At 71.8% G+C, this 18,079-nt stretch carries 15 protein-coding genes; 13 read left to right on the forward strand and 2 right to left on the reverse strand.

Annotated elements, in window-relative coordinates; genetic code table 11:
* Positions 1-89 precede the first annotated feature (89 nt).
* Positions 90-626, forward strand: coding sequence for a YbjN domain-containing protein (locus tag IH09_RS20485; protein WP_052858429.1), 537 nt, complete (start codon positions 90-92; stop codon positions 624-626).
* Between the two features lie 95 nt (positions 627-721).
* Here IH09_RS20485 and IH09_RS20490 read toward each other — a convergent pair whose 3' ends face one another.
* On the reverse strand, positions 722-1,750 hold the full coding sequence (locus IH09_RS20490; RefSeq protein WP_052858431.1) for a serine aminopeptidase domain-containing protein: 1,029 nt from the start codon (positions 1,748-1,750) through the stop codon (positions 722-724).
* A 314-nt stretch (positions 1,751-2,064) separates the two neighbouring features.
* On the opposite strand from IH09_RS20490, the gene IH09_RS20495 reads away from it, so the two are divergent.
* A complete protein-coding gene (locus tag IH09_RS20495) occupies positions 2,065-2,550 on the forward strand; it encodes a hypothetical protein (RefSeq protein WP_052858433.1) in 486 nt (161 codons plus the stop codon).
* A gap of 427 nt (positions 2,551-2,977) precedes the next feature.
* Here IH09_RS20495 and IH09_RS20500 read toward each other — a convergent pair whose 3' ends face one another.
* Positions 2,978-4,162, reverse strand: a complete 1,185-nt coding sequence (locus IH09_RS20500) for a pyridoxal phosphate-dependent aminotransferase (protein ID WP_052858435.1) — start codon at positions 4,160-4,162, stop codon at positions 2,978-2,980.
* Positions 4,163-5,009: 847 nt separating this feature from the next.
* On the opposite strand from IH09_RS20500, the gene IH09_RS20505 reads away from it, so the two are divergent.
* From IH09_RS20505 to IH09_RS20555, 11 genes are all read left to right on the forward strand, one after another.
* On the forward strand, positions 5,010-5,531 hold the full coding sequence (locus tag IH09_RS20505; RefSeq protein WP_052858437.1) for a DUF2617 family protein: 522 nt from the start codon (positions 5,010-5,012) through the stop codon (positions 5,529-5,531).
* A gap of 269 nt (positions 5,532-5,800) precedes the next feature.
* The gene (locus IH09_RS20510) at positions 5,801-7,525 is read left to right on the forward strand and encodes a polyamine aminopropyltransferase (RefSeq protein WP_052858439.1); all 1,725 of its coding nucleotides are present in this window, start codon (positions 5,801-5,803) and stop codon (positions 7,523-7,525) included.
* Between the two features lie 124 nt (positions 7,526-7,649).
* Positions 7,650-8,528, forward strand: a complete 879-nt coding sequence (locus IH09_RS20515) for an SRPBCC family protein (protein ID WP_052858442.1) — start codon at positions 7,650-7,652, stop codon at positions 8,526-8,528.
* A 188-nt stretch (positions 8,529-8,716) separates the two neighbouring features.
* Positions 8,717-9,547, forward strand: a complete 831-nt coding sequence (locus tag IH09_RS20520; protein WP_052858575.1) for an aldose epimerase family protein — start codon at positions 8,717-8,719, stop codon at positions 9,545-9,547.
* 92 nt (positions 9,548-9,639) lie between these two features.
* The gene (pyrE, locus tag IH09_RS20525; RefSeq protein WP_052858444.1) at positions 9,640-10,182 is read left to right on the forward strand and encodes an orotate phosphoribosyltransferase; all 543 of its coding nucleotides are present in this window, start codon (positions 9,640-9,642) and stop codon (positions 10,180-10,182) included.
* Positions 10,183-10,447: 265 nt separating this feature from the next.
* Positions 10,448-11,470 (forward strand): class II fructose-bisphosphate aldolase, encoded by a 1,023-nt coding sequence (gene fbaA, locus IH09_RS20530; protein ID WP_052858447.1) that lies wholly within the window; start codon positions 10,448-10,450, stop codon positions 11,468-11,470.
* A 178-nt stretch (positions 11,471-11,648) separates the two neighbouring features.
* On the forward strand, positions 11,649-13,451 hold the full coding sequence (gene malX / locus IH09_RS20535; RefSeq protein ID WP_318279500.1) for a maltose/glucose-specific PTS transporter subunit IIBC: 1,803 nt from the start codon (positions 11,649-11,651) through the stop codon (positions 13,449-13,451).
* A 1-nt stretch (position 13,452) separates the two neighbouring features.
* Positions 13,453-14,655 (forward strand): MalY/PatB family protein, encoded by a 1,203-nt coding sequence (locus IH09_RS20540; RefSeq protein ID WP_052858449.1) that lies wholly within the window; start codon positions 13,453-13,455, stop codon positions 14,653-14,655.
* Positions 14,656-14,778: 123 nt separating this feature from the next.
* Complete coding sequence (locus IH09_RS20545; RefSeq protein WP_052858452.1) at positions 14,779-16,395, forward strand: MFS transporter; 1,617 nt, start codon at positions 14,779-14,781, stop codon at positions 16,393-16,395.
* Positions 16,396-16,507: 112 nt separating this feature from the next.
* Complete coding sequence (locus IH09_RS20550) at positions 16,508-16,921, forward strand: DUF3151 domain-containing protein (RefSeq protein WP_052858454.1); 414 nt, start codon at positions 16,508-16,510, stop codon at positions 16,919-16,921.
* 185 nt (positions 16,922-17,106) lie between these two features.
* On the forward strand, positions 17,107-18,000 hold the full coding sequence (locus tag IH09_RS20555; RefSeq protein WP_094793397.1) for a tryptophan 2,3-dioxygenase family protein: 894 nt from the start codon (positions 17,107-17,109) through the stop codon (positions 17,998-18,000).
* The last annotated feature ends 79 nt before the right edge of the window (positions 18,001-18,079 follow it).

Consider the following 18,079-nt stretch of genomic DNA (forward strand, 5'->3'; position numbering starts at 1 on the left):
TGGAGCGCCGACTCCAGCCGGGACCGGGCTTGCCAGGATGGGGCGACGATGGTGGAGGATGGCGCAGACCATACGAAGGGAATTCCACGGTGAGCATCGACCCGTCCTCGATTCCGAATTTCGGGGGCCAGCCCGAACCGCAGCCGTCGGGGCCTGAGGGTCCCGTCGTGCCCGACCAGGACCTGGTGAAGCAGCTCCTCGATCAGATGGAGCTGAAGTACGTAGTCGACGAGGAGGGTGACCTCGCTGCCCCGTGGGAGCAGTTCCGTACGTACTTCATGTTCCGTGGCGAGGAAGAGCAGCAGATCTTCTCCGTCCGTACGTTCTACGACCGCGCCCACGGCATTGACGACAAGGTCAAGCTGCTGGAGGCGATCGACGACTGGAACCGCCGGACGCTGTGGCCCAAGGCGTACACCCACACCCACGACGACGGCACCGTCCGTCTGATCGGTGAGGCATCGATGCTGATCGGCACCGGTGTCGCCCTTGAGCACTTCGTGTCGAGCACGGTCAGCTGGGTTCGCGCCTCGATCGAATTCGACAAGTGGATCGTCGAGCAGCTGGGCCTGGAGTCCGAGCTCGAAGGCGACTCCGACAAGAAGCCGGACGACGACGAGGACTGAGTCCCGACGGTACGGATCCCGGCTGCGCGGGCCCCTGGAGCGATCGGCTCCGGGGGCCCGCGTGCGGTATCCGGGGCGGGGCCTGCCCGGTCCACTTACTTACGGCCGATGGCGGCCAGGAACTTCTGCTGTTCGTCCAGGTAGCCCGGGGTGAAGAGCGAGCGCGGTGCGGCGATGGCGAGGAACGTGCTCTTGAGCTCCGAGTCCTCGATGCCCTTGGGGACGATGTTGTGGGTCGCGTCCTCGTAGCGCTTCACCGTGAGCCGGCCCGGCTCGGTGAGCAGCTTCCGGTACCCGGCCTCGGTGTCGTCGCTGTCGACGTGGGTGTCACGCCCGCCGAGGACCAGCAGCACCGGCACCTTGACCTTGGCCAGGTCGGCGCTCACATCCGACAGGTAGTTCCGGCGGTTGAAGGCCCAGCGGTCCGGTGAGAGCCCCTCGACGTCGCCGCCCTTGGCCTTGTACTCCTCGTACGTCTCGCTGCTGCGCAGGGCGGTCAGGTTCTTGTCGCTCTTGGCGATCGCCTTCTTGATCTCGTCCGGTGAGGCGCCCTGGTCCCGGAGCGTGGCGACCAGGTCGTAGCGGCCCTGCTGGAGCCAGTTCATCGCGGGCGCGACACCGATGATGAAGCGCACGTCGGACGTCTGCAGGGCGGCCTTGGGCATGACCCAGCCGGCCTGGCTGGCGCCCCACAGACCGATCCGCCCAGGGTCGATACCGGGCTGGGTCTTGGCCCAGTTGATCGCCGCCACCGTCTCGTCGGCCCGGTCCTGGATGCTCTGGTCCAGCCAGTTGCCGGGTGCGCCGTTGACGCCCGGCTTGTCCCAGGACAGGGTCGCGTACCCGGCCTTGGCCATCGCCTCCCAGATCGGCCGGTAGAAGGTGTCGTGGGTGGCGTTCTGCGGCCCGTCCCCGTGCACGAACACGACCAGTCCGTGCGGCCCCTTCCCCTCGGCCGGGCGGGCGAGGACCCCGTTCAGCGGCTGCCTACCGCCCGTGATCTTCACCTGCTCCTCTTTGATGTCGTACTCGTTCTGATAGACCACCCAGCCGCCGGCGCCGACCAGCAGCACCACCACGGTGAGCAGCGAACCCCAGACCCATCTGCGCTTACGCGTACGCACCTTTCCAACCTCAATCGCTCGTATTTAAAACGGTCGTATTTTATTTGAGCATACTATGGAGGCGGGCGCGCCCGAGGTTCCGGGACGGGCGCCGGCGGCGACGGCACGGCATGCGACGGCCCGCCGCCCATGGGGTGGGCGGCGGGCCGTGGGGGACGGGTCGGAGCGGTGTCCGTCAGAGGCGCTGGAGGCGGGTTACGGCCTCGTGGAGGGTCTTTTCCTGTTCCTGCTTGCGGAAGGTGAAGGTGTGCGCGCTCAACGCTGGACGGTCCGCTCCGCTAGTAATCAGAACGTAATCTGAGTAAGCTCTGAGTATGGCTATCGTGCGTCTGGAAGCGGAGACGGAGACCGTCTCCTTCACCGACCTTTCCCGCAATCCCAAGGGTGTCGCGGCCAGAGCTGCCGCCCTTGGGCGTCTCCGCGTCACACATCGGGATGCGCCTGACATGGTGCTGACGACAGCAACGCGCGCGGAGCACGCTGAGGAGAACCTGACTACCGCGTCCCGGCTTTTCCTCGCGCTGATGAAACAGGACGACGGGGCCAAGTCGCTCCTGCTCGCGCTGCCCGAGGTGTTCCCCTGGGTGCGACATCTTGACGCGGAAGAGGTCCGAGCCTTCACCGTCGAGCTTCTTGAAGCGCTGTCGGACGCCGCCGAACTAGGGGCGGGGGAGGCCGTGCACCGCGCAATCATCTCTTGGCGCGCCACGGCCCGCATCAATGCCGATCCTGACCAGCTCAGGGAATCGCTGCGTCCGCTCGACGGCGACGACCTCGGCCAGGTCGAGGTGCGTGGGTGAGCCCGAAGAAGGGGGATCGGGTCAGTGTCCCGCCGCTCAGCGGATGGAATGTTGTCTTCGGGACGACGGAGGCGGTAGCGGGCTGGGAGGAATTGTGCCGAGTGGCGTTGCCGAACGTGCATCGGTGCCTCGACGCGCTCCGAACCGACCCGCTGTCCAGGTCCAACTGGAGTCGCCAGCATCAGCTACGGGGAAGGCATGCGACCAAAGCGTGGAAAGGTTCTGATCTGGAGCAGTGGGAGTACGAGGTCACCAGTGGTGGTCGGGTGCGATACCTGGTCAGCGCGGAGACTTCCACGGTGATTCTCGTGTACGCCTCTCCACGGCATCCCAAAGACACTGAGTGAACTGCGGGTCACTCCAGGGCTTGGGCCTGTCAGGGGGCCCAAGCCCTGGATCACCCGGCAGTGCGTGTTTCTTGCGCCCGTCAGGGCGCCAACTGCTTGAGGCGGGTTACCGCCTCATTCAATACATCGGTCCGCTTGCAGAACGCGAAGCGGACGAACGGTGCGCCCTGGTCCTGGTGGTCGTAGAAGACGGCGTTGGGGATGGCGACGACGCCGGCGCGTTCGGGGAGGGTGCGGCAGAAGGCGAAGCCGTCGTCGAAGCCGAGGGGGCGGATGTCGGTGGTGATGAAGTAGGTGCCGGAGGGGCGGAAGACCTGGAAGCCGGCGTCGGTGAGGCCGGTGGCGAGGATGTCGCGTTTGGCGCGCAGATCGTCGCGGAGGTCGGTGTAGTAGCTGTCGGGGAGGGCGAGCGCTTCGGCGACGGCGTACTGGAAGGGGCCGGCGGAGACATAGGTGAGGAACTGCTTGGCGGAGCGGACGGCGCCGACCAGCTCCGGGGTGGCGGTGACCCAGCCGACCTTCCAGCCGGTGAAGGAGAAGGTCTTGCCGGCCGAGCCGATGGTGACGGTCCGCTCGCGCATCCCCGGGAAGGAGGCGAGCGGGAGGTGCTCGCCCTCGAACACGAGGTGCTCGTAGACCTCGTCGGTGATCACGAGCAGCTCGCGCTCGCAGGCGAGGCGGGCGACCTCGGCCAGTGCGTCGCGGGTCAGGACGGTGCCGGTGGGGTTGTGCGGGGTGTTGAGGAGGATGAGGCGGGTGCGGTCGGTGACGGCGTCCCGTAGTTCGTCCAGGTCGAGGGCGTACGAGCCGCTTTCGGGGTCCGGGCGCAGGGTGACCGGGACGCGGGTGCCGCCGGCCATCGCGATGCAGGCGGCGTACGAGTCGTAGTACGGCTCCAGGGCGATGACCTCGTCGCCGGGTTCCAGCAGTGCGAGCAGCGAGGCGGCGATGGCCTCGGTGGCGCCCGCGGTGACCAGGACCTCGGTGTCGGGGTCGCAGGAGACGCCGAGGTGGCCGTAGAAGCGCTCCTGGTGGGCGGCGACGGCGGTGCGCAGTTCGGGGATCCCGGGGCCCGGCGGGTACTGGTTGCCGCGGCCGTCGCGCAAGGCGCGCACCGCCGCCTCCCGGACCTCCTCCGGCCCGTCGGTGTCGGGGAACCCCTGTCCGAGGTTGATGGCGCCGGTCCGTACGGCGAGTGCCGACATTTCGGCAAAGATCGTCGTTCCGAACTCGGCGAGGCGGCGGTTGAGCAGCGGTCGGTCCATGCGCGCCATCCTGCGCCGAACCTCTGGAGTTCCTCAACCGTGCTTTGAGATCCGCGGGCCGCGGGCATCAGCCCGGTACGAACGGCACGGCGACCGTTCGCACGGTGACGGTTCGCGCGACGGCGGTGCCGAGCGGCGCAGGACGGTACCGGGCGGCGGGCGGACGTGGACGGAGCGGTGCCTCGCTTCGGGGGACGGGAAAAGGGGTGTGGGGCAGATGGGTATCGTGGTTTTCCTGGTGATCTTCGTGGTGGTCGTGGGCCTGGTGGCGGTGGCCGCGCGCGGCGGCATCAGGCGGCGGCGCCGGGGTGCCGGTGCGCGGAGCGTGTCCGGGGCCGGTGTTCGGCGCGGGAGCGTTACCGCGCGGCGCGGGTCCGGGGCGGGTTCCGGGTCCGGGGATTCGGGTGGTGGCGGCAGTTGGTGGGCGGGGGATTCCGGGTCGGGGGGCGGCCACCATGGCGGGCATCACGGCGGCGGCCATTCCTGCGGTGGCGGTGGGGGTCACTCCTCCTGCGGCGGCGGGGGCTGCGGCGGCGGGGGCTGACCCGCACACATGCGGGTGGCCCATGGCGGTCCGCATATGCGTCGGGCGGTGGGCGGGGCGGTATCAACACCCTTGGGATGCTTGGTCGTTGAACAACTGAACTGCATGGCCCTCTGGGGGATGGAAACCCGGCGAAGATGGGTAAAAACGCTGTGGGCGATGTGCCTTTCGTGGTTCCCTCTTCCTTGAGAATCCCCCAGTTCTCGGACCCCATGTGGGCACGAGCCGGCAGGCAGTCGTACATTCCTGATCCTTCTCGGGCGGGCCGTCCCACCATCCCTTGCGTGCTTGTGGAGCCGACCCATGCTCACGACCCTCGAAACGGCCTACACCGATACCCGTTCCTCCGACCTCGCCTGGGCGTTGGGCAGGGAACCCCTGCCGGCCCTGGCCGTGCTGGATCTTCAACTCGACGATGCACGAGTGCAGTTGAGGCTGCTCGGGGCCTCGCATCAGGTGCTTCTGGAAGAGGAGGGCGGCAGTTGCTCCGAGACGGTCGCCTGTATGCCGGGGAGCAGTACGCCGCTCCCCTTGGGCGTGGCCAAGCAGTTCGGCGACTGGGAGTACGAGTTCGCCGCGCATGTGGAGACCCTGTCGCGGGGCTCGTTCGCCGGGCGTGCGCAGGAGTTGCTCGCGCTGGTCGCCGAGCATCCGCACGGCCTCGCGGGGACGTTCCCCGGCTCGCCGCACGCGTTCACCGCGCTGCTGGCGCAGCGCCGGCAGGGCCAGGTGCGCTGGCGGACCTGGCACGCCTATCCGCAGGAGGGCCGGCTGGTGGCCACGCGTACCCGCGTGGGCGTACGGGCGCCGGTCGCGGCGGGGTAGCCCCGGTTCGGGTGGGTGGGCCGGGGGCGCATCCGGCCCGCCCCGGGCGGCCGTGGGGGCGCGCCGCCGTCGTGGGTGCTCGCGGGGCGTGCGCCCTGGGCTGTGCGGAGGCGGCCCGCGCGGTACGGAGGTGTTCCGCGCGGAGCGCGGGGGCGCCGCCGGACAGCCGCCCCGTGTACCGGTGCCGGTTCCGGCTGTCCGGCGTGGGGCGCAGACTGCACTCCTGTGGGTGACGAAGAGGTACGGAATCGTCACGTAGCGTTCATTTCATGATCGATCCGCCAGAGCCCGCTGTCACCGGTGTCCTCAGGCCGTCGCAGGCCACGGCGCCGGTGCGGCTGCCCGTGCCCGCCGGGCTCGGGCGGCTGCTCGTCCTCCTCGTCGTCTTCGTCTGCGCCGCCTGCGGTCTGGTCTACGAACTCGAACTGGTCGCGCTGGCCAGCTATCTGGTCGGCGACTCCGTCACCCAGGCGTCGGTCGTGCTGTCCGTCATGGTCTTCGGGATGGGCGTCGGGGCGCTGCTGGCCAAGCGGCTGCGCTGCCGGGCGGCGGTCGGCTTCGGTGCGGTCGAGGCGGCCCTCGCACTGGTCGGCGGCAGCTCCGCGATGGCGCTGTACGCCTGTTTCGCCTGGTTCGGCCAGTCCCGCTCCGCGCTCGTCGCGTTCTCCCTGGCCATCGGTGTGCTCGTCGGCGCCGAGGTGCCGCTGCTGATGACGCTGATCCAGCGGGTCCGCAGACAGGACCCGGGCGGCGCGGTCGCCGACCTCTTCGCCGCGGACTATGTCGGCGCGCTCGTCGGCGGTCTGGCCTTCCCGTTCCTGCTGCTGCCCGGCTTCGGCCAGTTGACCGGCGCGCTGGTCACCGGAGCGGTCAACGCGGTGGCCGGTGGCGCGCTGGTGCTGTGGCTGTTCCGGGAGGATCTGACCGGCCGGGCGCGCTGGGCGCTGCTCGCCGTCAACGCGCTGGCGCTCGCCCTGCTCGGGGCGGGGGTGCTGCTGGCGACGCCCTTCGAACGCGCCGCCCGGCAGGCGGTGTACGGCTCCGCGGCGCGGGTCGCGGTGCAGACCGGCGTCCAGGAGGTGGTGCTGACCGGCGGTACGGGCGGCGGGGCCGGTGCGGGGCGGGAGAGGAAAGGTTCCGGCCGGCCGCTGGCGCTCTATCTGGACGGTCGGCTGCGGGTCAGCGCGGACAACGAGTTCCGCTACCACGAAGCCCTGGTGCATCCGGCGATGGCGGGCGGTCCGCACGGCCGGACGCTGGTCCTCGGCGGCGGCGACGGACTGGCGGTGCGCGAACTCCTGCGCTACCGCACGGTCCGCTCGGTGACCGTCGTCGAACTCGACGCGGGGCTGCTGGAGCTGGCGCGTACGGACCCCGGCCTGTCCTCCCTCAACCGACGTTCGCTGAGCGATCCGCGGGTGCGGGTGGTGACGGCCGACGCCTTCGACTGGCTGCGGCAGCGAGCCGCGCCCGCCCCGGGGCACCGGCCGCGGCCGTACGACGTGATCGTCTCCGATCTGCCCGACCCCGGCATCAGCGCGAGCACCAAGCTCTACTCGCAGGAGTTCTACGGTCTCGCGCTGCGGGCGCTGGCCGACGACGGGCGGCTGGTGGTGCACGCCGGGCCGCCGGGCGCGCGGCCGCGGTCCTACTGGACGGTGGATGCGACCATCCGGGCGGTGGGCCTGTCGACGGTCCCGTACCGCATCGACGGCGGGCGTCCGGAGTTCGCCGGGGGCCCGGACCGTGCCGCCGACCCGGACCCCCGGGCCGCGCGGCCGGGCCCGGCCGCGGTGCCGGCGGCGGGCGCGCTGCGGTACTGGGGTTTCCTGCTGGCCGCGCGCCATTCGCCGCGGCTGGACGTGGCGCCGGACGCGCCCGTGTCGGCGGCCGTCAGCCGCGAGACGCTGCGGGCCGGCCGGTACGCGGTCGCCCGCGGCCGGATCCCCGGTCTGCCGCCGTCGACCCTGATGCATCCGCGCTATCAGCCGTGAGGCCGGGCGGGCAGGGCCGGGCCGGGGCGCCGGGGTGTTGCTGCGGGGGCACGAAGGGCCGGTGTGCAGAAAGTCGCGCGGGGGCGGGCCCAGGGCCGGGGAGTGCTGGGTAGGCTCCGGTGTCATGGAGCATGAGGTGTACGTTCCGTTTCCCGTCGGGACGGTGCGGCAGGCGCTGACCGAGCCGGAGCGCGTGGCGCGCTGTGTCCCGGGAGTCCAGCTCGACGCCGATGCCGCCCCGGCACACCCCAAGGGCCGCCTGCGGCTGCGTATCGGCGGCTCCACGATCACTTATCGCGGCACCCTGACCGTCACCCCCGGCGCGGGTGCCGGCGGCGGTGCCGCGGACGGGGTGGGTGTCGAGGCGCACGGCGCGGAGGTGCGCGGCGACGGGACGGCGGCGCTGACGCTGACCGTACGGCTGTCCCCGGCCGCCGGCCCCGACCTCGGTGCCGGTCCGGGGACGACGCTGACCTGCTCCGGCACGGTCCGCAGCGCCGGCCGGCTCGCCGAGGTCACCGCCCAGTCCGCCGCGACCGCGGGGCGCCGTCTGCTGGACCGCTTCGCGGAGAACCTCGCCGCGGACCTGGCGGAGCGCCCGGTGGGCGGGGCGGGGAAGCCGGCGGGCCCGGGGAACGTGAACGGTACGGACGGTCCGGAGACCGGCGGGGACGGCGCCGACGAGGCGCACGGGCACGGGACGTTCGACGCCGAAGTGCCGCCGCCCGCGCTCGGCCCGCTCGCCGACGCGGACGGTGCGGACGACGGCTATGACAGTGACGCGGACGATTCCGTGCCCGCCGAGGCCGCGCACGCGCGGCGCACGATGATCGGGCGCAGCGCGGAGGAGGTCGACCACGCCCCGCCGCGCGGGCGGTACGCCCCGGTGCCCGCGCCCGAGGCGAACGGGACCTCGGTGGTGCTGCGCTGGGCGGCGCCGGCCGCCGCGGTGGTGCTGGCCTCGGCCGTGGTCGTCAGCCGGGTGCTGCGCCGCCGCCGGTGAGCCCGCTGCCGTCGGCCCGCCGCGGCTGAGCCCGGTGTACGGGGCGTATAGCGGGGGCCGGACGGGTGCGCCGGGTGGCCCGTGGCGGCCCGCGTCCACCGTGGGCCCGCGTCCGGCGGTGCGGGTGGCGGCGCACCATTAGGGTCGGTCCCGTGAGAACCGACAACACCACGCAGAGCGCGTCGCAGATGCCGGCGGACGGCGTGCGGCTGGCCGCCGGAGACGCCGAACTGACCGTCCATCCGGACAACGGCTGCCGCATCGGCAGTCTCCGCGTCGGCGGTACGGAACTGCTGCGGCAGGGCGCTCAGTACGGCTGCTTCCCGATGGTTCCGTGGTGCGGCCGGATCGCGCTCGGGCGGTTCCGCAACGGCGGTGAGCTGCACCAGATGCCCGTCAACGCCGCACCGCACGCCATTCACGGCACGGGCCGCGACCTCCGCTGGCGGACGGCCCGTTCGAGCGCCACCGCGGCCGCCTTCACCTACGATCTCGCCGACCCGGCGGCCCCCTGGCCCTACCCGGGGATGGTGACCCAGCTGGTCGAACTCGCCGAGGACGGCCGTTCGCTCACCCTCACCATGGGCGTCGAGGCGGCCCAGGACTCCTTCCCGGCGCAGGCGGGCTGGCATCCCTGGTTCGTACGGCACCTCGACGCGGCGGAGGACGGGGACGACAGCGGTGCGCAGGTGCGCCTCGACTTCGCCGCGGAGTGGCAGGAGGAGCGCGGCGAGGACCACCTGCCGACCGGCCGGCGGATCCCGACGCGGCCGGGGCCCTGGGACGACTGCTTCGGGATGCCGCAGGGTGTGGACGTCACGGTGACCTGGCCGGGGCGGCTGGAGCTGAAGGTGACCAGCCGCGCCGAGTGGGTGGTGATCTACGACGAGCAGGAGGCGGCGGTCTGCGTCGAGCCGCAGTCGGGCCCACCGAACGGCCTCAACACGCTGCCGCGCCTGGTCACCCCCATCGACCCGCTGGAGATCTCCACGACCTGGAGCTGGCGGACCCTGACCTGAGTCCGCGGCCGCACCCGGGGCCGCGGCCGGTGCCCTCCTGCGGCACCGGCTGCGCCCCGGCCCCGTCCCCGGGCTGCCCTAAGCTCGTCCGTATGAGCGAGGACGTACGCGGCGCGCTGCTGCAACAGATCAAGGACAAGGCCGTGGTGCACGGCAAGGTGACGCTTTCCTCCGGTATGGAGGCCGATTACTACATCGACCTGCGCCGGATCACGCTGGACGGAGAGTCGGCGCCGCTGGTCGGGCAGCTGATGCTGGACATCACCGCCGACCTGGACTACGACGCGGTCGGCGGGCTGACGCTCGGCGCCGACCCGGTCGCCACCGCCATGCTGCACGCCTCCGCCGCGCGCGGAAAGCGGCTGGACGCGTTCGTCGTGCGCAAGGAGCAGAAGAAGCACGGTATGCAGCGCCGTATCGAGGGGCCGGACATCAAGGGCCGCCGGGTGCTGGTGGTCGAGGACACCTCCACCACCGGTGGGTCGCCGCTGACCGCCGTCACGGCGGCGCGTGAGGCGGGCGCCGAGGTCGTCGCGGTCGCGACGATCATCGACCGTGGTGCCGCGTCGGCCATCGCCGACGCCGGTCTGCGCTATATCACCGGCTACCAGCTCGGGGACCTCGGCCTGGACTGAGCGCGGCCAGGAGCGGTTCCGGGCGCGGCCCGATTGTGGCGGAGAAGTCGTGACTTAGGTCCCGGACCCTCTTTCCGACCGCTCTGACCAGCAGCTTTCTCAAGGGGCGGGCTGTTTCACGTGAAACAGCCCGCCCCTGGTGTGTGCCCGCCGTATGGGGGATGTGGAGCAATCGGGTAAGTCTGGGAAGATGAGGACGGCGATGTCGTCGCCCCCTGGTCAGGGCCAAGAACGCACACTCCCGCACATCACAAGGAGCGGACAGATGCCCATCGCAACTCCCGAGGTCTACAACGAGATGCTCGACCGGGCGAAGGCAGGCAAGTTCGCCTACCCGGCCATCAACGTGACCTCGTCGCAGACCCTGCACGCAGCACTGCGCGGTTTCGCCGAGGCCGAGAGCGACGGCATCATCCAGATCTCCACCGGTGGCGCGGAGTTCCTGGGCGGCCAGTACAACAAGGACATGGTGACCGGCGCCGTGGCGCTCGCCGAGTTCGCGCACATCGTGGCCGCCAAGTACGACATCACCGTCGCGCTGCACACCGACCACTGCCCCAAGGACAAGCTCGACGGCTACGTCCGTCCGCTGATCGACATCTCCGCGGAGCGCGTCGCCAAGGGCGTCAACCCGCTCTTCCAGTCCCACATGTGGGACGGCTCGGCCGAGACCCTCGCGGACAACCTGGCCATCGGCCAGGAGCTGCTCGCCAAGGCCGCCGCCGCCAAGATCATCCTTGAGGTCGAGATCACCCCGACCGGTGGCGAGGAAGACGGCGTCACCCACGAGATCAACGACGAGCTCTACACCACGGTGGACGACGCGCTGCGCACCGCCGAGGCGCTGGGTCTGGGCGAGAAGGGCCGCTACCTGCTCGCCGCCTCCTTCGGCAATGTGCACGGCGTCTACAAGCCGGGCAACGTCGTGCTCCGCCCCGAGCTGCTGAAGGACCTCCAGGAGGGTGTCGGCGCCAAGTACGGCAAGGCGTCCCCGTTCGACTTCGTCTTCCACGGCGGTTCCGGTTCCAGCGAGCAGGAGATCGCCACCGCGCTGGAGAACGGCGTGGTCAAGATGAACCTGGACACCGACACCCAGTACGCCTTCACCCGCCCGGTCGTGGACCACATGTTCCGCAACTACGACGGTGTGCTGAAGGTCGACGGCGAGGTCGGCTCCAAGAAGACCTACGACCCGCGCACCTGGGGCAAGGCCGCCGAGGGCGGGATGGCCAAGCGTGTGACCGAGGCGTGCGCCAACCTGCGCTCCACGGGCACCCGTCTCAAGTAGCCACCGGCACCTCCCGGGCGGCAGCACCGCACGGCGCCGGTGCACCGCGGTTCACCGAGGGCTCCGCATCCGTCCAGGATGCGGAGCCCTTCCGCGTGTGAAGTCGGGACCTGCGACCCTGTGGCCCGCCGCGGGGCCAGGAGAGCGTATGCCCGTGGGACAAGCTGAGGAGAACACCGTGGGACGGGCTGTGGACAGCGACGCGCGAGACGGGGCCGAGCAGGCCGGTGCGAAAGCGTCCGGCGCGTCGCAACCGCCGGGCAGGCCGGCGCCGCCCGGTGGTGAGGCCGGGGGCAGCGCAGTCAAGGACCGCGAAGCCAAGGGCGGCAAGGCCGAGGGCAGCGGGGCCGGGAAGGGCAGGAAGGGCGGCAAGGCCAGGGCCGCGCTGTGGGAGTTCTTGCAGGGGCTCGGCAAGACCTTCATGCTGCCGGTCGCCCTGCTGGCGTTCTGCGGCATCATGCTCGGCGTCGGCAGCTCGCTCTCCAGCGAGTCCGTCACCGACAATTTGCCCTTCCTCAAGGCCGGTGTGTTCCATCTGGTCTTCACCTGGATGGCCAACACCGGGCAGGTCGCCTTCACCTTCCTGCCGGTGCTCTTCGCGATGGCGATACCCCTCGGCCTGGCCCGCCAGGACAAGGGCGTGGCGGCCTTCTCCGGTTTCGTCGGCTTCGCGTCGATGAACCTCGCGGTGAACTTCTTCCTGACCACCAAGGGCGTGACGTCCGACGCCGAGAAGGCGCACTACGGCGTCGCCCAGGTGCTCGGCATCGAGTCCATCGACACCGGGCTCCTCGGCGCCGTCGGCGTGGGCATCGTGGTGGCGCTGCTGCATCAGCGCTACCGCACCAAGCGGCTGCCGGACGCGCTGGCCTTCTTCGGCGGGCTGCGGTTCGTACCGATCGTCTCCGCACTGGTGATGAGCGTCCTCGGGCTGCTCGTCCCGCTGGTGTGGCCGACGCTGGGCGGCTGGATCGCCGATCTCGGCAAGGGCATCGGGCACACCGGGGTCTTCGGGCCGTTCTTCTTCGGTATGGGCGAGGTGCTGCTGCGGCCCATCGGCCTGCACCACATCCTCGTCGCGATGTTCCGCTTCACCGACGCGGGCGGTGCGGGCGCGGTCTGCGGCGAGCACGTCAGCGGGGCGCTGAACCTCTTCTACGCGCAGCTGTCCTGCCCCACGCCCTCCGGCGCCGCGCACACCGCCACGCACTTCCTCTCGCAGGGCAAGATGGCCGCCTACCTGGGCGGACTGCCGGGCGCCGCGCTGGCGATGTACCACTGCGCGCGCAGGCGGATGCGCCCGGAGATCAAGGCGCTGCTGATCTCCGGTGTGGTCGCCTGTGTCGTCGGCGGGGTCACCGAGCCGCTGGAATTCCTCTTCCTGTTCCTCGCGCCCTGGCTGTACCTGATCCACGCGGTACTGGTCGGCCTCGGCTTCCTGACGGCGGCCGTGCTCGGCGTCTATGTCGGCAACACCGACGGCAATGTGATCGACCTGTTCGTCTTCGGCGTCCTCCAGGGCACGAGCACGAAGTGGTACCTCATCCCGGTCATCGCCGCCGTCTGGTTCGCCGTGTACTACTTCCTCTTCCGCTGGGCGATCAGGAAGTTCGACCTCAGGACGCCGGGGCGCGACGAGCCGGCGGACGACGGGACGGCGGGCGCCACGGCGGCCGAGGACACCGGGCCCGCCGGCACCGGCGCCGCCACGCCGCCCGCCGTGGAGCTCGTCGCCGGGAAGTACGACCCGGTGGCGATCCTGGCGGCGCTGGGCGGCGCGGCCAACATCCGCTCCCTCGACAACTGCATCACCCGGCTGCGGATGTCCGTCGAGGACGCGGGGCTGCTGGACGAGGCGCGGCTGAAGAAGCTCGGCGCGGTGGGCGTCGTCACGCTCGACCCGCACAACGTGCAGGTGATCATCGGCCCGCAGGTGCAGTCCGTGAAGGACGCCCTCGCCACGCTCGTCCCGGAGCACTGACATGACCCACCGACACCACCAACGGACCGACGCGGACACCGGCCCGGCGTACGACTTCGACACCCCCGTCGACCGGCACGGCACCTGGTGCACCCAGTGGGACTACGTCGAGGACCGCTTCGGCGCCCCGGACCTGCTGCCGTTCACCATCTCCGACATGGACTTCGAGACCGCGCCCGAGGTGCTGGACGCCCTCCGCGGCCGGCTGGCGCACGGCGTCCTCGGCTACAGCCGCTGGCGGCACGCCGACTTCCTCTCGGCGGTCCGGCACTGGTACGCCACCCGGTACGCCACCGATATCGCCGAGGACCGGATCGTCTACGGGCCCTCGGTGATCTACCAGGTCTCGCAGCTGCTGCGGATGTGGTCGCGGCCCGGCGACGGGATCGTCGTGCACACCCCCGCCTACGACGCGTTCCCCAAGACCGTCGCCGCCCACGGCCGGGAGCTGCGCGGCTGCCCGCTGGGCGACGACGCGGAACTGGAGCGGCTGCTGGCGCTGCCCGATTCGTCGGTGCTGCTGCTGTGCTCACCGCACAACCCGACCGGGCATGTCTGGACGGCCGGGGAGCTGACACGGCTGGCCGAGCTCTGCGCCCGGCACGGCGTCGCGGTGATCAGCGACGAGATCCACGCCGATCTCGCCCGGGACGGCCATCCGCATCTGCCCTGGGCCCGGTTCGGCAGCGGGCGCTGGGCGGTCGTCACCTCCGCCTCCAAGTCGTTCAACATCCCGGCGCTGACCGGCTCCTACGGGATTCTCGGCAGCGACGCGGACCGCGACGCGTATCTGCACCGGCTGAAGGACGCGGACGGGCTGTCCTCACCCGCCGTGCTGTCGGTGGTCGGCCATATCGCCGCCTACCGGCACGGCGCCCCCTGGCTGGACGCGCTCCGCACCTACCTGGACGGCAATCTGCGGCTGGTCGCCGAGCGGCTCGGCGCGGCCTTCCCCGAACTGGCCTGGCAGCCGCCGCAGGCCGGCTATCTGGCCTGGATCGATCTGCGCCCGCTCGGGGTGCCCGAGGCGGCGCTCCAGCGGGAACTGATCGACCGGCAGCGGGTCGCGATCATGCCGGGATCGACGTACGGGCCGGCCGGTGCGGGGTTCGTCCGGCTCAATGTCGGCTGCCCGCGCACCAAGGCGGCGGCGGGCGTCGACGCGCTCGTCCGGGCGCTGACGGCGCTGCGTACGGAGCGCTGAGGCGCGGGGCACGGGCGCCGGGCGAAGGGGGCGGTCCGGCGCCCGGGTGCGGGCGGGCGCAACCCGGATGCGGGCATGTCCGGCGGACGGATCCGGGCATGCTCACCCTGTGAGTGAGCCGAGATGAGTGAGCCGAGCCCGCCCGGCGGAGTCCGCCTGGCCTCGCCCCAAGGCCGCTGGGTGCTGCTGACGGCCGTGCTGGGATCGGGCATGGCGATGCTGGACAGCACGGTCGTCAATGTCGCGCTGCCGCGGATCGGCCTGGATCTGAACGCGGATCTCGGGGTCCTGCAATGGACCGTCACCGCGTACATGCTCACCCTCGCCTCGCTGATCCTGCTGGGCGGGGCGCTGGGCGACCGCTACGGCCGGCGCCGGGTGTTCGTGATCGGCGTGGTGTGGTTCGCGGCCGCCTCACTGCTGTGCGGTCTCGCACCGCACGCCGGGGTGCTGATCGCGGCCCGCGCCCTCCAGGGCATCGGCGGGGCGCTGCTGACGCCCGGGTCGCTGGCGCTGATACAGGCGGTCTTCCACCCCGACGACCGGGCGCGGGCGGTCGGCGCCTGGTCGGGGCTGGGCGGGGTCGCCGCGGCCATCGGCCCGTTCATCGGCGGCTGGCTGGTGGACGGACCCGGCTGGCGCTGGGTGTTCTTCCTGAACGTGCCGCTGGCGGCGATCTGCGTACCCGTCGCGCTGCGGCACGTACCGGAGACTCGGGAACGGGGCGCGCCCGGCCGCGGTTTCGACGTGGCGGGCGCGGCGCTGGGCGCGCTGGCGCTGGCCGGGGTGACGTACGCGCTGATCGCCGCACCCGGCCGGGGCGCCGCGCCGGGGGTGATCGTCCCCGCGGTGGCCGGGCTGCTGCTCGGGGTGGTCTTCATCCGGGTCGAGCGGCGGCGGGCGGACCCGATGCTGCCGCCGGAGATCTTCACCATCCGGCAGTTCAGCGCCGTCAACGCGGTGACCGTCTGTGTCTACGCGGCGTTCGGCGGCTTCTTCTTCCTGTCCGTGCTCCAGCTCCAGGTCGTGGCGGGCTATTCGGCGCTGCAGGCCGGCACCGCGCTGCTGCCCACGACCGTGCTGATGCTGCTGCTGTCCGCCCGGTCGGGGGAGCTGGGCGAGCGGATCGGCCCGCGGATCCCGCTCACCGTCGGCCCGGTGCTCTGCGCCGTCGGGATGCTGCTGATGGTGCGGGTCGGCGCGGACGCCTCGTATCCGACCGAGGTGCTGCCCGCGCTGGTGGTGCTGGGCATCGGGATGGTGACGCTGGTCGCGCCGCTCACCTCGACCGTGCTGGCGTCGGTGGACGTGGACCGGGCGGGCCTGGCCAGCGGTATCAACAACGCGGCGGCGCGGGCCGCCGGGCTGATCGCGGTGGCCGCGCTGCCGTTGCTGGCGGGGATGGGCCCGGAGGCGTACCGCTCGGCGGACCAGTTCGCGGCGACCTTCCGGCGCGCCATGCCGCTGTGCGCGGGCGTGCTGCTGGCCGGTGCGCTGATCGCCTGGCTGACGGTGCGCGGCGAGGCGCCGCGCGGCGCGGCCCCCGATGCCGCGGAGCCCGGCCACCCGGAGTGCGCGTACCACTGCGGGGTGAGCGCACCGCCGCTGGATCCGGGCGAGCCGCGGCCGCCGGCGGGCGGACCGGGGCTCCCCGGTCCCGACGGGGTGGGGGAGCCGGACTCCGGAGGGACGGGGGAGCCGGGTTCCGGGGCGGCGGACGGGCCCCGTAACCCTTCGTGACCGTGTGACCGTGGGGACCAGTCGGCCCGGTCGGCACCGGGGCCGGGGAGCCCCGGCCGCCGAGATGGCGGTCCGCCCGCGGGCCGGGGCGGGGACCAGGCAGACTTGGGGCATGGCCATTCACGAGAACCTGCTCGGGGGACCGCCCCCGACCCACCTGCCCGACGATCCCGAGCCGCGCGAGCTGCTCGCCTCGGGCACGGCGCCGGCCGACGTCGCCGCGAAGTACCCGACCTCCTCCCTGGCCTGGGCCCAGCTCGCCGACGACGCGTTCGAGGCCGGCCGGACCGTCGAGTCGTACGCCTACGCCCGCACCGGTTACCACCGCGGCCTGGACTCGCTGCGCCGGGCCGGCTGGAAGGGCCACGGCCCGGTGCCCTTCGAGCACGAGCCCAACCGCGGTTTCCTGCGGGCACTGCACGCCCTCGCCCGCGCCGCCCAGGCGATCGGCGAGGAGGCGGAGTACGAGCGCTGCGCGACGTTCCTGCGCGACTCCTCGCCGACCGCGGCCGACATCCTGACCTGAGGAGGCCGCCCCAGGGGCGGAACAGAAGGGCCGGCCGCGTGATCGCGGCCGGCCCTTGCGCGGTCCGGATCCAGCGCGGATGATTTCAGTGGGCCGGGGCACCCCGCGCCCGAGGGGACCGGGGCTCCCGAGCCAAGAGGAAGGGGCGGACCGCTACCCGGTAGTCCGCACCTGAGGAGTCCCTCATGTCGCAGCCGTCTCCCACCGCAAGCACCACGCCGAGAGCCGCCGGGGCCGTGCCCGCCCCGGCCGAGACGGGCACGCCGTTCGCCCCCGATCTGAGCATCGGCAGCCGGCACACCACCCCGTACGAGGACTACGTCCAGGCGGGCGTCCTCACCCACCTCCAGCATCCGCTCTCCGACGACCCCGGCGAGATGGTCTTCCTGGTCACCACCCAGGTCATGGAGCTGTGGTTCACGGTCATCGTCCATGAGTGGCAGACCGCCGCCGAGGCGCTGCGCCGCGACGACCTGCCGGTGGCCATGGACGCGCTCAAGCGGTCCGCCCATGAACTGACGGCGCTGAACGCCTCCTGGCAGCCGCTCGCCCGGCTGACCCCGACGCAGTTCAACGCCTACCGCAGCGCGCTCGGTGAGGGCTCCGGATTCCAGTCCGCGATGTACCGCAGGATGGAGTTCCTGCTCGGCGAGAAGTCCGCCGCCATGCTGGTGCCGCACCGCGGTGCGCCCCGGGAGCACGCCGAGCTGGCGAAGGCCCTTGACGAGCCGAGCCTGTGGGACGAGGTGCTGCGGCTGCTGGCGCGGCGCGGCCATCCGGTCCCGGACGCCGTCCTCCGGCGCGATCCGGCGCTCCGTTACGAACCGGACCGGGCCGTCGAGGCGGTCTGGGCCGATATATACGCCGGTTCGGGGGAGTCCGAACTGGTCCGGCTCGGCGAGGCGCTGACGGATGTCGGCGAGCTGGTGTGGCGCTGGCGCAACGACCATCTGGTGGCGACCCGGCGGGCGATGGGCGCGAAGATGGGTACCGGCGGTTCCGCGGGGGTGGCCTGGCTGGAGAAGCGGGCCCGCAAGAGCGTCTTCCCCGAACTGTGGACGGCGCGCAGCTATGTCTGAGACCCACGAGACCCCTGAAGCCCACGAGACGCCAGAAGCCCACGGGACGCCCAGAGCCCGTGGGGCTTCCGAAGCTCAT

The organism is Streptomyces celluloflavus, from assembly GCA_000720995.1.
In the GTDB taxonomy this organism is placed as follows: domain Bacteria; phylum Actinomycetota; class Actinomycetes; order Streptomycetales; family Streptomycetaceae; genus Streptomyces; species Streptomyces celluloflavus.